This is a genomic window from Micrococcus sp. Mcc28 (assembly GCF_024519775.1).
Lineage (GTDB): Bacteria > Actinomycetota > Actinomycetes > Actinomycetales > Micrococcaceae > Micrococcus > Micrococcus luteus.
On the sequence record NZ_JALJRH010000009.1, the window covers coordinates 1 to 15,142 of the forward strand.

Annotated in this window: 13 protein-coding genes and 1 pseudogene; 5 read left to right on the forward strand and 9 right to left on the reverse strand. The window is 72.2% G+C overall.

The window, feature by feature from the left end; all coding sequences use genetic code 11:
* Positions 1 to 188 precede the first annotated feature (188 nt).
* Together NR073_RS06175 and NR073_RS06180 are read right to left on the reverse strand one after the other, a co-directional pair.
* Positions 189 to 875: a helix-turn-helix domain-containing protein gene (locus NR073_RS06175; RefSeq protein ID WP_254629341.1), complete on the reverse strand. Its 687-nt coding sequence runs from the start codon at positions 873 to 875 to the stop codon at positions 189 to 191.
* 175 nt (positions 876 to 1,050) lie between these two features.
* Positions 1,051 to 1,143, reverse strand: a pseudogene (locus tag NR073_RS06180) (recombinase family protein); the annotation flags it as partial.
* 352 nt (positions 1,144 to 1,495) lie between these two features.
* Between NR073_RS06180 and NR073_RS06185 the strand changes: the two are divergent.
* Positions 1,496 to 2,818 (forward strand): short-chain fatty acid transporter, encoded by a 1,323-nt coding sequence (locus NR073_RS06185; protein ID WP_165381387.1) that lies wholly within the window; start codon positions 1,496 to 1,498, stop codon positions 2,816 to 2,818.
* Positions 2,819 to 2,996: 178 nt separating this feature from the next.
* Here NR073_RS06185 and NR073_RS06190 read toward each other — a convergent pair whose 3' ends face one another.
* Together NR073_RS06190 and NR073_RS06195 are read right to left on the reverse strand one after the other, a co-directional pair.
* On the reverse strand, positions 2,997 to 3,638 hold the full coding sequence (locus tag NR073_RS06190; RefSeq protein ID WP_087115174.1) for a thymidine kinase: 642 nt from the start codon (positions 3,636 to 3,638) through the stop codon (positions 2,997 to 2,999).
* Between the two features lie 8 nt (positions 3,639 to 3,646).
* A complete protein-coding gene (locus NR073_RS06195) occupies positions 3,647 to 4,090 on the reverse strand; it encodes a DUF3151 domain-containing protein (RefSeq protein WP_095695231.1) in 444 nt (147 codons plus the stop codon).
* A 174-nt stretch (positions 4,091 to 4,264) separates the two neighbouring features.
* Here NR073_RS06195 and NR073_RS06200 point away from each other — a divergent pair, with 174 nt between their 5' ends.
* Positions 4,265 to 5,485, forward strand: a complete 1,221-nt coding sequence (locus NR073_RS06200) for a hypothetical protein (protein WP_141843450.1) — start codon at positions 4,265 to 4,267, stop codon at positions 5,483 to 5,485.
* 66 nt (positions 5,486 to 5,551) lie between these two features.
* On the opposite strand, the gene aceB is transcribed toward NR073_RS06200, so the two are convergent.
* Together aceB and aceA are read right to left on the reverse strand one after the other, a co-directional pair.
* Positions 5,552 to 7,315: a malate synthase A gene (gene aceB / locus NR073_RS06205; protein ID WP_135040325.1), complete on the reverse strand. Its 1,764-nt coding sequence runs from the start codon at positions 7,313 to 7,315 to the stop codon at positions 5,552 to 5,554.
* A gap of 33 nt (positions 7,316 to 7,348) precedes the next feature.
* Positions 7,349 to 8,656: an isocitrate lyase gene (gene aceA / locus NR073_RS06210; protein ID WP_012750705.1), complete on the reverse strand. Its 1,308-nt coding sequence runs from the start codon at positions 8,654 to 8,656 to the stop codon at positions 7,349 to 7,351.
* A gap of 268 nt (positions 8,657 to 8,924) precedes the next feature.
* Between aceA and NR073_RS06215 the strand changes: the two genes are divergently transcribed.
* Positions 8,925 to 10,391 carry a helix-turn-helix domain-containing protein gene (locus NR073_RS06215; protein WP_020626749.1) on the forward strand — a complete coding sequence of 489 codons (1,467 nt, stop codon included), beginning with the start codon at positions 8,925 to 8,927 and terminating at the stop codon, positions 10,389 to 10,391.
* A gap of 58 nt (positions 10,392 to 10,449) precedes the next feature.
* Here NR073_RS06215 and fbaA read toward each other — a convergent pair whose 3' ends face one another.
* The gene (fbaA, locus tag NR073_RS06220; RefSeq protein WP_141843448.1) at positions 10,450 to 11,472 is read right to left on the reverse strand and encodes a class II fructose-bisphosphate aldolase; all 1,023 of its coding nucleotides are present in this window, start codon (positions 11,470 to 11,472) and stop codon (positions 10,450 to 10,452) included.
* 197 nt (positions 11,473 to 11,669) lie between these two features.
* Between fbaA and NR073_RS06225 the strand changes: the two genes are divergently transcribed.
* Both NR073_RS06225 and NR073_RS06230 read left to right on the forward strand, forming a co-directional pair.
* A complete protein-coding gene (locus tag NR073_RS06225; RefSeq protein WP_119217600.1) occupies positions 11,670 to 13,025 on the forward strand; it encodes a lipase family protein in 1,356 nt (451 codons plus the stop codon).
* Positions 13,026 to 13,076: 51 nt separating this feature from the next.
* Complete coding sequence (locus NR073_RS06230) at positions 13,077 to 13,973, forward strand: SMP-30/gluconolactonase/LRE family protein (RefSeq protein WP_049147821.1); 897 nt, start codon at positions 13,077 to 13,079, stop codon at positions 13,971 to 13,973.
* Positions 13,974 to 14,117: 144 nt separating this feature from the next.
* On the opposite strand, the gene NR073_RS06235 is transcribed toward NR073_RS06230, so the two are convergent.
* A complete protein-coding gene (locus NR073_RS06235; RefSeq protein ID WP_317676951.1) occupies positions 14,118 to 14,726 on the reverse strand; it encodes an RNA methyltransferase in 609 nt (202 codons plus the stop codon).
* A 29-nt stretch (positions 14,727 to 14,755) separates the two neighbouring features.
* Positions 14,756 to 15,124 (reverse strand): hypothetical protein, encoded by a 369-nt coding sequence (locus NR073_RS06240; RefSeq protein ID WP_141843960.1) that lies wholly within the window; start codon positions 15,122 to 15,124, stop codon positions 14,756 to 14,758.
* Between the last annotated feature and the right edge of the window lie 18 nt (positions 15,125 to 15,142).

A 15,142-nucleotide genomic window follows, 5' to 3' on the forward strand; every position in this document is an offset into this window, starting at 1 on the left:
CACCAGCGGGAAGAAACACTGGCCGCCTATGGGCAGAACTCAATGGCCCTTGACAGACGTGCAACCGGGACATGGCTCCCCGGATCTCAGCGGGTCCCTGGAGCCGTTCTCAGACACGCCCTAGGCCATCTCCAGCGCCGAGGCCCGCCTCACATCCGAGGAGGTCCTCCACGCTCAGGTGACGCGGCTCAGACACGATGCAACAGTCGATCGAGGGCCTCTCGCCCAGCGGCCCGCTCACGGACGTCGTCGGAGTCCATGAGGTCCAGCGCCACGACTGTTTCAGTGCGAAGCAGGGCGGAGGGATCCACGGGGGCAGGTACGTGGCGGATCACCACTTCCCCCGCCGCCGAGGCGTCGAGGCGGAGCCGCGACTGGAGAGCCTCCAGGTCGCCGAGCAGATAGCCCTCCTCCCGCTGGTTCCCTTCGACAGCGGCGAGCCCGAAGCGGCGGGCGAGATCCGACTGATCCAGGGCGGACACCCCCGAGGGCACGAGAACGTCGGCGAGCTTGGCTCGGGCTCGAGGCGAGGCGTGGAACCGGTGGGGCCGGGCCCTGTTCTCAGCCAGTCGGTGCATCTCGGCAGCGGTGAGCGTTCGCAGCCGGGAGCGCAGACGGGAGATCCGCGGCTGGTCGAGGAAGGCCCGTCCGTTTCCTCCGGCAAGGAGGTCGACGGCGGCCCAGGCGGTCCGCGGAGCCCAGGTGCGGCCGATACCCGGCGCCCTGCGGGCACGACGGGCCAGGGCACGCTCATCGATGAACCAGGATTCTCCGAGGCGGCGGGCCGGCACATCACCGTCCTCGACGAGGCGCCGCACATAGCGGTCGGAGACCTTGAGGCGCTCGGCGGCCTCCCCCACCGTCAGAAGAGTCATGCAAGAAGAGTACCGGAGCCGGACCTGTTCATGCATGCCCGGGGAGCCCTGACTTTGAGACCCTGTCATGCCATGCACCGAGAGCGCGTGGCCCTCTCACCAGAGCCGTACTCCACCAGAGCGGAGACGGAAGGGCCATCGACAGCAGCGCCTGGAAGGGGGCAACACACCCTGGGGCGATCCCTTCGGCCTGGCGCTCCTTGATCCTTCGACGCTCGAACTCAGCGAATGCGGCCTTGATGCCGAGCATGAGTCCGGCTACGGGGGAAGTGCCGGGCCTGGGCACCGTGATCTCACTCGGTCGAGACCCGCACGGTGCATCCCTTGTCGGTGAGGTCGTCCACGCTCGCGTACAGATTCCGGGTGACCCGGCCGAGCCGGGCCACGACGTCGTCGACCGCTGGGGAATCGACCGCCGACGCACTCTCGTCGTCTAGCGCCCGGCCAGAGACGTGGCCCAGGCCCTGCCCACGACGATCGAGCGCCTAGAGTGATCCACATCACTCTCGCCGTGGCCTCTCACCCTGAACAGGAGCCTCATGTCCGCCACGTCCACACGTCCGCCCACGCCCAGGCCCCCGGGCCGTACCGCCCGCGAGGGCACGTTCTTCAGCCGCGCCATGCGCCCGCTGAACACGACGATGGAGCGGTTCATCCCGTCCTCGCTCGTGTTCACCATCGTGCTCACGTTCGCGGTGGCGGCCCTGTGCCTGCTGCTCACTCCGGCCGGGCCGGCCGACGTCGTCGTGGGCTGGGGTGACGGCCTGTCCGGGCTGCTGGCGTTCATCACGCAGATGGCGCTCGTGCTCATGCTCGGCCACATCCTGGCGAACACCGGCCCGGTGCGCCGCCTGCTCGCCCGGCTGGCCAGCATTCCCCGCACGCCCCTGGCCGCCTACATCTTCGTGTTCGTGGTGGCGGCGGCGGCCTCCCTCATCACGTGGGGCCTGGGCCTGGTGGTCGGTGCGCTGCTGGCCAAGGAGGTCGCGGCGCAGGCTCGTGAGCGCGGGCTGGTCCTGCACTTCCCGATGCTGGTGGCCGCCGGGTTCTCCGGGTTCGTGGTGTGGCACATGGGGTACTCGGGCTCCGGCCCGCTGACGGCCGCCACCCCCGGTTCATTCCTCACGGAGAGCCTGGGCGGCCGGACGGTCCCGGTCTCGGAGACCACCTTCTCCTGGTGGAACATCACCGCCGCCGTGGTGACCGTGCTCGTCGTGGCCCTGGCCCTGTTCCTCGTCGCCCCGCGCGCCGGGGACCGGATCGTGGAGCTGGAGATCGACGCGCGGGACCAGGACGCGGTGTCCGCACCGGAGATCGAGACGCCGGCGGACCGTCTCGACGCCTCCCGTGTCCCCACGCTCCTCGTCGGCGCCATGCTCGTGATCTATCTGGTGATGCACTTCGTCGGCGGCGGCACCCTCACCCTGGACATCGTCAACTGGTCCTTCCTCGCGCTGATCCTGCTGCTGGTGCGCAGCCCGCACGAGCTGATCGGCCTCACCCAGTCGGCCGCGTCCAACGTGGGCGAGATCCTGCTGCAGTTCCCCCTCTACGCGGGCATCCTCGGCATGATGACGACCACCGGCCTGGTGGCGGTGCTCTCGGACGCCTTCGTGGCGATCTCGAACCCGGTGACGTTCGGCCTGCTGGCGTTCCTGGCCGCGGGCCTCGTGAACTTCTTCGTCCCCTCCGGCGGCGGACAGTTCGCCGTGCAGGGCCCGATCATGCTCCAGGCCGGCGACGCGCTCGGCGTGGACCCGGCCATCACCATCATGGCCGTCTCCTACGGCGACCAGTGGACCAACATGATCCAGCCGTTCTGGGCGATCCCCCTTCTGGCGATCGCCGGCCTGAAGATGCGCGACATCCTGGGGTACACCACGGTCGTGCTGCTCGCGTCGGGGCTCGTCTTCGGCGGCACACTCCTGCTCGTCTCGCTCTGAGCCGGCCGGCCGATGCGGGCCGGGTCCGGACAGACGAAGGACCCCGGGATCACCGGGGCCCTTCGCCTGTCATCACTCGCACCTTCATCACTCGCACCTCGATGAAGTGGTTCCACCGTACGAACCGAGCATGGGCGCAGCCGTCACGCAGCCTGGCAGTTGCCTGGCAATGGCCGCCTCAGCCCAGGGCACCGCCGGACTCGGCCAGGTAGCACGTGCCGCACAGAGACTCGTAAGTCACCTGAACACCGTCGATCGCCACCTGGTCCCCCTCGAACACGAAGTGCTCGGCGCCCGTGGTCGGGTCCACGACCTTGCGCGTGTTGAACACCGCCTTCCGGCCGCACCGGCAGATGGTCTTCAGCTCCTCGAGGGAGTGCGCCAGCTCCAGCAGCCGCGCGGAGCCAGGGAAGGAGCGGGTGCGGAAGTCGGTGCGCAGCCCGTAGGCGATCACGGGGACGCCGTCGAGCACGGCGATGCGCAGCAGGTCGTCCACCTGCGCCGGCTCGAGGAACTGTGCCTCGTCCACGAGCAGACACGCCACGGGCGGAGCCTCCACGTGCCCCACGAGGGCGTCCGGGTCGTCACCGGTGGCGTGCCGGCGGAACAGCTCCCGCACGTCCGCTCCCGCCGGGACGAGGAAGTCCACGGCGCGGGTCACACCGAGGCGGGACACGACGTCGCCCTCCCCCTTCACGTCCACCTCCGGCTTGGCCAGCAGCACCCGCTGGCCGCGCTCCTCGTAGTTGAAGGCGGCCTGCAGCAGGCCCGTGGACTTGCCGGAGTTCATGGCCCCGTAGCGGAAGTAGAGCTTGGCCACGGCTCCGCTCAGCCCTGGGCGCGGCCCTGGTCGGCCTCGATCTGCTCTGCGGCCGTGGGGTCCGAGTCCCGCAGGAAGGTGCGGATGCGCTCGACCTCCTCGGACTCCCCGATCCCGGCGGCCGCGCGGCCCAGCGCGTACAGGGCGCGCAGGAAGCCGCGGTTGGGCTCGTGGGCGTACGGCACCGGGCCGGCGCCGCGCCACCCCGCCCGGCGCAGCGCGTCCAGACCCCGGTGGTAGCCGACGCGGGCGTACGCATAGGAGTCCACGGTCCGGCCCTCGGCCCACGCGTCCTCCGCCATGAGCGCCCACACCAGGGAGGACTCGGGCGCCACCGGCACGATGTCCTCGGGCAGGTCACCTGCCTCGAGCCGGGCCAGCACCTCCGGCTCCTCCGGCAGGCGCGTGGCCGGCGGCTCCATCAGGTTCTTGCCGATCAGGGACTCGGACATGGGATGCCTCTTCTCCTCGCGGACGATGCGGTCGCGGCCGAGTCTATCGACGGCGCCGGACGCCGGACGGATCGCCGTCCCCGCGTCCAGGACGGTCCGGTACCGTAGGCGCAGCGTCCGTCCGCAGCCCCACGCTCCCGGGGCCGGGCCGCCGATGCCGTCGAAGGAGCCTCCATGACCCACCCCGCGCCCGCCCGCCGCCGTGCCCCGCTGGCCGTCGGCGTCGCCGCCCTCGCCCTCGCCCTGGCCGGCTGCGGCTCGGCCGGCCAGTCCGGTGAGCCCGCCTCGTCGACCGCCGCGGCGCCCAGCGGATCGGCGGCCTCGGCCGCGGCCGGCTCGGCCACGGAGAGCCCCACCGACCCCGCGTCCGCCGCGGCGTCCCGCGTCCGTGAGGCCCTCGCGTCGGAGTCCGCCGAGGGCACCCCGCGCGCCGAGCCGCGTCAGGCGTTCGAGACCGTCGGCCCGGGCATCAAGGACGGCGCCGCCACCGAGGCCTGGAAGAACACGGCGGCGGTCCGCAACGACACCGTCTCCGTGATGGACTGCACGCGCGACGTCCTGGACCAGCGCACCCTGGACGCCGTCGCCACGCACATCCCGGACAGCTCGAACATCGAGATCGTGCAGCTGTTCGCCTCGCAGGACGAGACCCACGAGTTCCTCACCTGTGTCTACAACGGCTACTTCGAGTACAGCCCCGGCATGCCCCTGGCGCAGGTCCACTACCAGCACAACCTCGACGGCTCCCGCCTGGAGTGGTGCCAGGAGGAGCCCGCCGCCGTGGCGGACGAGTACACGTTCGACCCGAAGACCGGCAAGGGGCTGCTCGCCCTGCTCCGTCCGGGCATGGTCGGCGGCCAGGACGGCGCCCCCCTGCTGCCCCAGCGCACCGCGTGGGCCTGCTCCGAGGACGGCAGCGAGATGGTCTCCGTGACCATGGGCTCCATGGAGGGCTTCGGGGACGCCAACGGCGGCCTCACCCAGGTGAAGAACTCGCCGGTCGCGCAGAGCACCACCCTCGTCACCGAGACCCGCGACCACCTCGCGGACACCGTGCTGAAGGACGCCGGTGAGTTCCAGGAGGTCATCAAGCTCAGCTCGCCGTTCTTCCTGAACGCGCAGATGGACGAGGAGACCCTGGCCCAGGCCCGGGAGATCCCCACCGGCCGCGTGCCCGACGAGCTGCTGAACAACCAGTCCACGATCGACCGCCCCGAGGGCGCCCCCGGCCCCGTGGCCCCGGGCCAGCCGCCGCGGCCGTTCCAGGGTGCCGCGCGGGAGGCCGCCGAATCCCAGCGGGCCGCGGAGGCGTCCGCCTCGGCGTCGGCCAGCCCGTCACCGACGAAGTCGGCCTCGGCCTCGGCCTCGCCGTCCCCCTCCACGTCCGGGGACTGACGTCCCGGCACGACGACGGCCGGTCACCTCGTGAGGTGACCGGCCGTCGTCGTGGGGCCCGGCGGATCAGGCCTTCGCCGCGGCGTCGTCCTGACTGGCGAAGTGCCGGCGGTACGCGCCCAGGGTGAGGAACGCCGGGTACTCCGGCGGCAGGGCCGACTCGCAGAACACGCGCACCGCGTCCTCGAACCTGTGGCCCTCGGGCAGCGGGCCGGCGAGGATCCGAGCGTGCTCCTCGCGGATCAGCTGCTCCATCCAGCCGCGGTTGGCGGTCCGCACGCCGCCCTCGGTCAGCTGCACACCGGTGCCGTTGTGGGCCCACTGCCAGATCTGGGACCGGGAGATCTCCGCCGTGGCGGCGTCCTCCATGAGTCCGTGGATCGCGGCGGCGCCGTTCCCCCGCAGCCAGGACTCGATGTAGCGGATCCCGACCTCGATGTTCATCCGCACGCCGGCCTCGGTCACCGAGCCCGTGGTCGCGGCGACGTCGAGCAGGGCGGCCTCGTCCGGCACCACGTCCTCGCGGCGGCGGGTGCGGATCTGGTTCGGGGCCTCGCCGAGCACGGCGTCGAACTCCTCCCGGGCGACCGGCACGAGGTCCGGGTGCGCCACCCACGAGCCGTCGAAGCCGTCGCCGGCCTCGCGGGCCTTGTCCGCGCGCACCTTCTCCAGCGCGGCGGCGTTGGCCTCCTCGTTCCGGCGGTCCGGGATCACGGCGGACATGCCGCCGATCGCCGAAGCGCCGCGCCGGTGGCAGGCCCGGACCAGCTGCTCCGTGTAGGCCCGCATCATCGGCTGCGTCATGGTCACCTCCGAGCGGTCCGGGAGGACGAACTCGGCCCCGCGGTCCCGGAAGTTCTTGATGATGGAGAAGATGTAGTCCCAGCGGCCGGCGTTCAGGCCAGCGGCGTGGTTGCGCAGCTGGTACAGGATCTCCTCCATCTGGAATGCCGCGGTGATCGTCTCGATCAGCACGGTGGCCCGGATGGTGCCCTGGGGGATGCCCAGCTCGTCCTGCGCCGCCACGAACACGCAGTTCCACAGCCGCGCCTCGAGATGGGACTCGAGCTTGGGCAGGTAGAAGTACGGGCCGTGGCCGCGGCGGATCAGCTCGTCGGCGTTGTGGAAGAAGTACAGGCCGAAGTCCACGAGGGCACCGGCCATCGGCTCGCCGTCCACGCGGATGTGGTCCTCGATGAGGTGCCAGCCGCGGGGGCGGACGATGATGGTCGGCCGGTCCGTGAGCTCGCGCTCGCGCAGCCGGTACTCCTTGCCCTCGGGGGAGGTGAAGTCGATCTGGTCGCGGATCGCGTCGAACAGGTTGACCTGCCCGTCCAGCATCCGGTCCCAGGACGGCGTCGAGGAGTCCTCGAAGTCGGCGAGCCAGCCCGAGGCGCCCGAGTTGAGGGCGTTGATCGTCATCTTCCGATCCACGGGGCCGGTGATCTCCACGCGGCGGTCCTGCAGGCCGGGGGCCAGCGGCGCCACCCGCCAGGAGTCGTCCTCGCGGACCCGGCGGGTGGACCGCAGGTAGTGCGGGTTCCAGCCGTCGGTGATGCGGCGCCGGGTGTACTCCCGCTCCTCGAGCAGCCGCCGGCGGCGGTCCTCGGCCAGCCGGTGCAGGCGGCCGAGGAACGCCAGCGCCTCGTCCGTGAGGATCTCGGCCTGCCGCCCGTCGACCGGCCCGTGGACGGTCACCACGGGGGCGGCGCCCTCGGGGATGACGACGGGGATGGCCTGGGTGCTCACGTCATGCGGCAGGGGCGTGTGCTCCCGAACGTCGTCGGCATGGATCTCGTGCAGGGTGGGGGTCGTGGTCTGCGGGCTCATGGGACTGCCTCCTCGCGGTCTCGGCTGAGCGGATCAGTGGAACTGGCCGGACTCCGTGGAGCCCGCCAGGGCCACCGTGGAGCTGTCCGGGTTGATGGCGGTGGACACGGCGTCGAAGTAGCCGGTGCCGACCTCGCGCTGGTGCTTGGTCGCGGTGTAGCCGCGGGCCTCGTCGGCGAACTCGCGCTCCTGCAGCTCGACGTACGCGGACATCTGGCGCTCGTTGTATCCCTTGGCCAGGTCGAACATCGAGTGGTTCAGGGCGTGGAAGCCGGCCAGCGTGATGAACTGGAAGGTGTAGCCCATGGCGCCCAGCTCGCGCTGGAACTTGGCGATGGTGTCGTCGTCGAGGTTCTTCTTCCAGTTGAAGGACGGCGAGCAGTTGTAGGCCAGCATCTGGTCCGGGAACTCGGCCTTGACGGCCTCGGCGAACTTCCGGGCCAGCTCGAGGTCCGGCGTGCCGGTCTCCATCCAGATCAGGTCCGCGTGGGGGGCGTAGGCCTTGGCGCGGGCGATGCAGGGCTCGACGCCGTTGCGGACCTTGTAGAAGCCCTCCGCGGTGCGCTCACCGGTGATGAACTCGGCGTCGCGCTCGTCCACGTCCGAGGTGATCAGGGTGGCCGCCTCGGCATCGGTGCGGGCGATGATCACGCTGGGCACGTCGGCGACGTCGGCGGCCAGGCGGGCGGCGTTGAGCGTGCGGATGTGCTGGCCGGTGGGGATGAGCACCTTGCCGCCGAGGTGGCCGCACTTCTTCTCGGAGGCCAGCTGGTCCTCCCAGTGCACACCGGAGGCGCCGGCGGTGATCATCGACTTCATGAGCTCGTAGGCGTTGAGCGGGCCGCCGAAGCCGGCCTCGGCGTCGGCCACGATCGGCACGAGCCAGTCCTCGACGCTGCTGACGCCCTCGGCGTGCTCGATCTGGTCCGCGCGCAGCAGGGCGTTGTTGATGCGGCGCACCACCTGCGGCACGGAGTTGGCCGGGTACAGGGACTGGTCCGGGTACGTGTGGCCAGAGAGGTTGGCGTCCGCGGCGACCTGCCAGCCGGAGAGGTAGATGGCGCGCAGCCCGGCCTTGACCTGCTGGACGGCCTGGTTGCCGGTGAGGGCGCCGAGGGCGTTGGTGAACTCACCGCGGGCGTTCTCGTCCTTCAGCTGGGTCCACAGCTTCTCGGCGCCGCGGCGGGCCAGCGTGTGCTCCTCCTGGATGCGGCCGCGGAGACGGACGACGTCCTCGGCGGTGAAGCTGCGCTCGACGCCGGCCCAGCGGGGGTTGTTGTCCCAGTCGTGCTGGAGCTGTTCGGCGGAGGCGGGAGTGGAGTGGTGGGGCTGGGTGGTCATGACGTCCTCCTGAGGATCGGTCCGGTTCGTGAAGGGTTCGGTGCGACGTGTCCGTCGCTGCCGTTGACATCCACCTTGGCCCCAGGCAAGGCCCTCTGGAGCACAAAATCGGTGGAAACTCCGGCCGTTCCTGCCACTGGGTCAGAACGTGACAGTCCTTGCGCCCCCATGTGGCCTGGATCACGGCAACGGCCCCCCGCTTGTCAAGAATGTGACTTTCTTTCCGAAACACGTGATCTCCTCCCCGGTTCCGTCTACAGTTCCGCGCATGATGACCCGCCCGCTTCCCGAGGACAGCGCGACCGTGGACGCCGTCGCGCTGGGCCGCCGCGTTCGGCACCTGCGCAAGCAGGCCGGCCTCACCCTGGACCAGCTCGCGGAGCGCACGGGAGTGAGCGGCTCGCACCTGTCCCTCGTGGAGAACGCCCGCCGCGAGCCGCGGCTCTCGCTGGTCCAGCGGATCGCCGAGGTCCTGGGCGTGCCGGTCGAGGACCTGCTCACCGGCCGGGCCCCCACCCGGCGGGCCGAACTGGAGATCGAGGTCGAACGGTTCGCGCGCTCGGAGCACTACGCCTCCCTCGGCCTGCCGCCGCTGCGCATCGGGCCCCGCACCCCCACCGAGGTCCTCGAGGTGATCGCGGGGCTGGAGGCCGAGCTGCGCCGTCGCCTGGAGGAGCAGGCCGCCACCCCCGAGGAGGCGCGCCGCGCCAACGCCCAGCTGCGCGCCCGGATGCGCGCGGTGGACAACCACTACCCCGACCTCGAGGCCGAGGCGCATCGGCTGCTCGACGCGATCGGCCACACGGGCGGGCCGCTGGGCCTGCACGCGGTCTCGGAGCTGGCCGAGCACCTCGGCTTCACCCTGCGCTTCGTCCCGGACCTGCCGCACTCCACGCGCTCCGTCACGGACCTCAAGCACGGGCGCATCCACATCAGCGGCTCCCGCTCCTCAGACCATGACCGCCGCACCGTGGTGCTCCAGGCCCTCGCCGCCGCCGTCCTGGGCCACGGCGAGCCGCGGGACTACGAGGACTTCCTCGCCCAGCGTGTGGCGGTGAACTACCTGGCGGGCGCGCTGCTCATGCCGCAGCGGGCGGCGTCGTCGCTGCTGCGGGCCGCCCAGAAGCGCCGGGACCTGTCCGTGGACGACCTGAAGGACGCGTTCGGCGTCTCCTACGAGGCCGCCGCGCACCGGTTCACCAACCTGGCCACCGTGGACCTGGGCATCCGCTGCCACTTCCAGAAGGTCCACGAGACCGGGGTGATCCACAAGGCCTACGAGAACGACGGGATCGTGTTCCCCGCCGACCACACCGGTGCGATCGAGGGCCAGCAGGCGTGCCGGAAGTGGGGCGCACGGCAGGCCTTCTCCCGCAACGACCGGTTCCGCGCCCACACGCAGTACACGGACTCGCCCAACGGGACGTTCTGGTGCACCTCGATGATCGAGAACGGCCCCGACGGGCTGTTCGCCCTCTCCGTGGGCACCCCGTTCGAGCATGCCCGGTACTTCCGCGGCGCGGACACCCGCCACCGGGTCACCTCCACGTGCCCCGATCCGCGCTGCTGCCGCCGCCCCGACCCCGAGCTCGAGGCCGCGTGGGGCGGGCACGTGTGGCCCGCGGCCCGCATGCACGCGCATCTGCTGGCGGCCATGCCCACGCAGACCTTCCCCGGTGTGGACGAGCGTGAGGTCTTCGAGTTCCTCCAGGCCCAGGAGGAGCGGGAGGGCTGAAACGACGCCGGCCCGCACCCTCACGCGAGGGTGCGGGCCGGCGCGGCGGACGGGGGGGTCAGCCGATGCTCTTGCCGGCCGAGTTCAGCTCGGTGCAGGCCTGGACCACGCGGGCGGCCATGGCCTCCTCGGCCTTGGCGCCCCACACGCGGGGGTCGTACTGCTTCTTGTCGCCGACCTCGCCGTCGACCTTCAGGACGCCGTCGTAGTTCTCGAACATGTGCCCGGCCACCGGGCGGGTGAACGCGTACTGGGTGTCCGTGTCCACGTTCATCTTCACGACGCCGTACTCCACCGAGTCGGCGATCTCCTGGGCGGCGGAGCCGGAGCCGCCGTGGAACACGAGGTCGAACGGGCGCTCCCTGCCGAACTTCTCGCCCACGGCCTGCTGGATCTCCTGCAGGATCTCCGGGCGCAGCTTCACGTTGCCCGGCTTGTAGACGCCGTGCACGTTGCCGAAGGTCAGCGCGGTGAGGTAGCGGCCGTGCTCGCCGAGCCCGAGGGCCTCCACGGTGGCGATGCCGTCCTGGACGGTGGTGTAGAGCTTCTCGTTGATCTCGTGGGCCACGCCGTCCTCCTCGCCGCCCACGACGCCGATCTCCACCTCGAGGATCTGCTTGTTGGCGTGGGTGCGCGCGAGCAGCTCGCGGCCGATCCGCAGGTTCTCCTCGAGGGTCTCGGCGGAGCCGTCCCACATGTGGGAGTTGAAGATCGGGTCGCGCCCGGCCTTCACCTCCGCCTCGGAGGCGTCCAGCAGGGGCAGGACGAAGCCCTCGAGCTTGTCCTGGGGGCAGTGGTCCGTGTGCAGGGCGATGTTCACGGAGTACTTCTTGGCGACCTCGCGCGCGAACGCGGCGAAGGCCAGCGAGCCGGCGACCATGTCCTTCACGGAGGAGCCGGAGAAGTAGGCGGCGCCGCCGGTGGAGACCTGGACGATGCCGTCCGAGCCGGCCTCGGCGAAGCCGCGGATGGCGGCGTTCAGGGTCTGGGAGCTGGTGACGTTGATCGCCGGGTAGGCGAAGGCGCCGTTCTTGGCGGCGTCGATCATCTCGGCGTACTTCTCCGGGGATGCGATGGGCATGCTGCAGCTCCTAGGCGTCGTCGACTCGGGCAGGCGGGGGGAGCGCGGCGAGCGCGACACCCTCGGGCTCATCCTATCCGCGCGGCCGGACCCGCCCCAGGGTCCCGGACCCGACGGCGACGCCGGCCTGGGCACGACCCCGCCGTTGGCCTAGGGTGAGCGGCGTCACATTCGCATCCGAGAGACCGGAGACCGCCATGGCCCCCGCACGCCGCCCCTCCCGCCCCCTCGCCCTGGCCGCCGCCCTGGCTGTCGTCGCCGGGTTCGGCGCGCCGCACGCTGCCCTGGCCCAGGAGTCCGCCCCTGCCCCGGACGCGCCGGAGGTGAGCTCCGCCGTCGAGGACCTCTCGCAGCCGGCCACGGCGGCCGAGGACGCCCGCTGGAACGCGGCCCGGGACGCCCTGGCGGCCGCCTCGGCCGACGACCCCTTCTACCTGCCGCCCACCGTCGTGCCCGCGACCCCCGGCGCCCTGATCCGCACCGAGCCCACCGCCTTCTACCTGGACCCGGTGCGGCTGGTGCAGGTGCCGGCGCACGCCACGCGCATCATGTACGCCTCGCAGGACGCCCAGGGCCGACCCATCGCCGTGACCGGCACCGTGCTGACCCCCACCGCCCCGTGGACGGGCGGCGGCGAGCGCCCCGTGATCAGCTACGCAGTGGGGACCCAGGGGGCGGCGGACCGCTGCGCCCCGTCCCGCACCCTCTCCACCGGCGTGCAGTACGAGGGCGTCGGGATCACGTCCCTGCTGAGCCGCGGCCACGCCGTGGTGGTCACCGACTACGAGGGCCTGGGCACCCCGGGCGCGCACACCTACATGGTCCGGGAGGCCCAGGCGCACGCCGTCCTCGACGCGGTGCGCGCGGCCGCCCAGGTGTCGGGGTCGGGCGTCACCGCGACCGCGCCGGTCGCGCTCGCGGGCTACTCACAGGGCGGCGGGGCGGCCGCGGCCGCCGCCGAGCTCGCGCCCGACTACGCCCCGGAGCTGGACCTCAAGGGCGCCTACGCGGGCGCCCCGCCGGCCGACCTCGTGCAGGTCGCGGGCCGGATCGACGGCGGTCTCTACGCGGCCTTCCTGCTCTACGCGATGGCCGGGCAGCTCGCCGCGTACGACGTGGACCCGGCCACGCATCTCAACGAGACCGGCCTGACGGCCCTCGCCGGCGCGGCCGAGACCTGCATGGTGGGCAGCCTCGCCTACGCGCACCTCGACTCCGCCACACTGACCCACACGGGGCAGGACTTCCCTGAGCTCGTCCGCTCCGATGCCGAGCTGGCCGGGATCCTCGCCGAGCAGCGGATCGGCGCACCGGGCCGCCGTCCGGATGTGCCGGTGATGATCGCGCACTCCGTCACGGACGACGTCATCCCGTACCGCACCGGCCGCGACCTGGGCCGCCGCTGGTGCGCGGAGGGCGCGCGGGTGCGTTTCGACCCGCTCCTCACCCCGACCCACGTGGGCGGCCACGTGGCCTCGCTGCCGCGGATGGGGGCGTTCCTGGACGCGACCCTCGCCGACCGCTGGACCGCCGACTCGTGCGGGTGGTTCTGAGCCTCGGCTAGCGTCGGGGCCAGGACCGTCCCGCCCACCGAAGGAGCAGTCATGCGCGCCGAGCAGGTCACCGATCCCATCGCCTACCACGGCGAGGGCCCCGTCTGGGCCGCCTCGTGGGGCACCGCCGCCGAGGGCGTGACCGCCGGCGGCGGTCTGCGCTGGGTGGACATGCTCGCCGGGGACGTCCTGTCCCTGCGCGCCGACGGCACGGTGGACCGCACGCACGTCGGCGACGTGGCCGCCGCGCTGCGCCCGCGTGCGGGGGGTGGCGCCGTCGTCGCGGTGGAGCGGGGCTTCGCCCTGATCTCGCCCGAGGGCGAGCTGACGACGCTGCCCGAGCTGTGGGGCGCGGACGCCGGGATCCGGATGAACGAGGGCGGCTGTGACCCAGACGGCCGGTTCCACTGCGGCACCATGGCGTACGCCAAGACCCCCGGCGCCGCGAACCTCTACCGGCTCGCCCCCGGACCCGACGGCGGCGCCGGCGAGGTGGACGTCGTGCTGACCGGCGCGACGACGTCCAACGGCCTGGAGTGGAGCCCCGACGGCACGCGGGCCTACTACAACGACACCCCCACACGGCAGGTGGCCGTGTTCGACTACTCCCGCGAGGAGGGCCTGACGAACCGCCGCGTGCTCGTGGACGTGCTCGACGGGGAGGGCAAGCCGGACGGACTCACCGTGGACGCCGAGGGCGGGATCTGGGTGGCCGTGATCAGCCACGGGCAGATCCACCGGTACACGCCCGAGGGGACGCTCGACGAGGTGGTCGAGGTGCCCGTGCAGAAGACGACGGCGTGCACCTTCGGCGGCGACGACCTCGGCACCCTCTACATCACCACCTCCTGGGAGAACCTGGAGCGCGGCGAGGACCCGCTGGCCGGGGCCCTGTTCGCCGTCCGCCCGGGGGTGACGGGCCTGCCGGCCCGGCCCTTCGCGGGCTGAGGCCGTCACGCCGCACGTCGTCGGCGCGGTCCTGCGTCTTGCTGCGTCGTCGTGCGCCATCCTGCGCCGTCCTGCGCCGCGAGCCAGACGAATCTGCGGTCCAGAGGCTCCTTTCAGCGCGGAATCGTCTGGCTCGCGCCGGACTCAGGGGACGGCCGCGTGCTGCCGGATCCACGCGTGCATCGCGATGCCGGCGGCCACGCCCGCGTTGATCGAACGGGTGGAGCCGTACTGCGCGATGGACAACACCGCGCTCGACGCCGCCCGCACCTCCGCCGAGAGCCCCGGCCCCTCCTGCCCGAAGACGAGCACGCAGGCACGCGGGAAGTCGAAGGTCTCCACCGGCACCGACTCGGGGAACAGGTCCACGCCGAGCACGGGCAGCCCCTCCCCCGCCGCCCACTCCGTGAACGCCGCCACCGTCTCGTGGTGGCGCACGTGCAGGTACCGGTCGGTGACCATGGCGCCGCGCCGGTTCCAGCGGCGCCGCCCGATGATGTGCACCCCGGCGGCGTTGAACGCGTTGGCGGTGCGCACGACGGTGCCGATGTTCAGGTCGTGCTGCCAGTTCTCGATGGCCACGTGGAACGGGTGGCGCCGCGCGTCGAGGTCCGCGACGATCGCCTCGAGGCTCCAGTAGCGGTAGCGGTCGAGCACGTTGCGGCGGTCGCCGTGCGCGAGCAGCTCCGGGTCGTAGCGGGGGTCCTCCGGCCACGGGCCGGTCCACGGCCCGACGCCGACCTCGCGGGGCACGGCGCCGTCCTCGGCCGGCGCGGGCTCTCTCAGCGGCCGGCCTCGGACCGGTCGACGGCGGCCCAGGCGGCCCCGGCGGACACCGCGGCCACGGAGAGCACGGCCGGCCACGCGCCGATCTTCTTGGCCAGCGGGTGGGAGGCGCCGAAGCCGCCGAGGTACAGGGCGGCCAGGCCCCCGGTGACGGCCGGCCCCCGCGTGGCCAACCACGTCCGGCCGGCGTACAGGCCGGCGGCGGCCAGCACGACGCCGCCGAGCGGGCGGATGCCGGTCTCACGGGCCGTCAGGTAGCCGCCGATCAGACCGAACGCGGCGACCGGGGCCGTGGAGACGGCGTGGGCGGGGAGCAGGGTCTTGCCGTCACGGACGACGGGCGGGGCATGGCGCGGAGTCTTCATGGCGCCACCGTAGCGCGC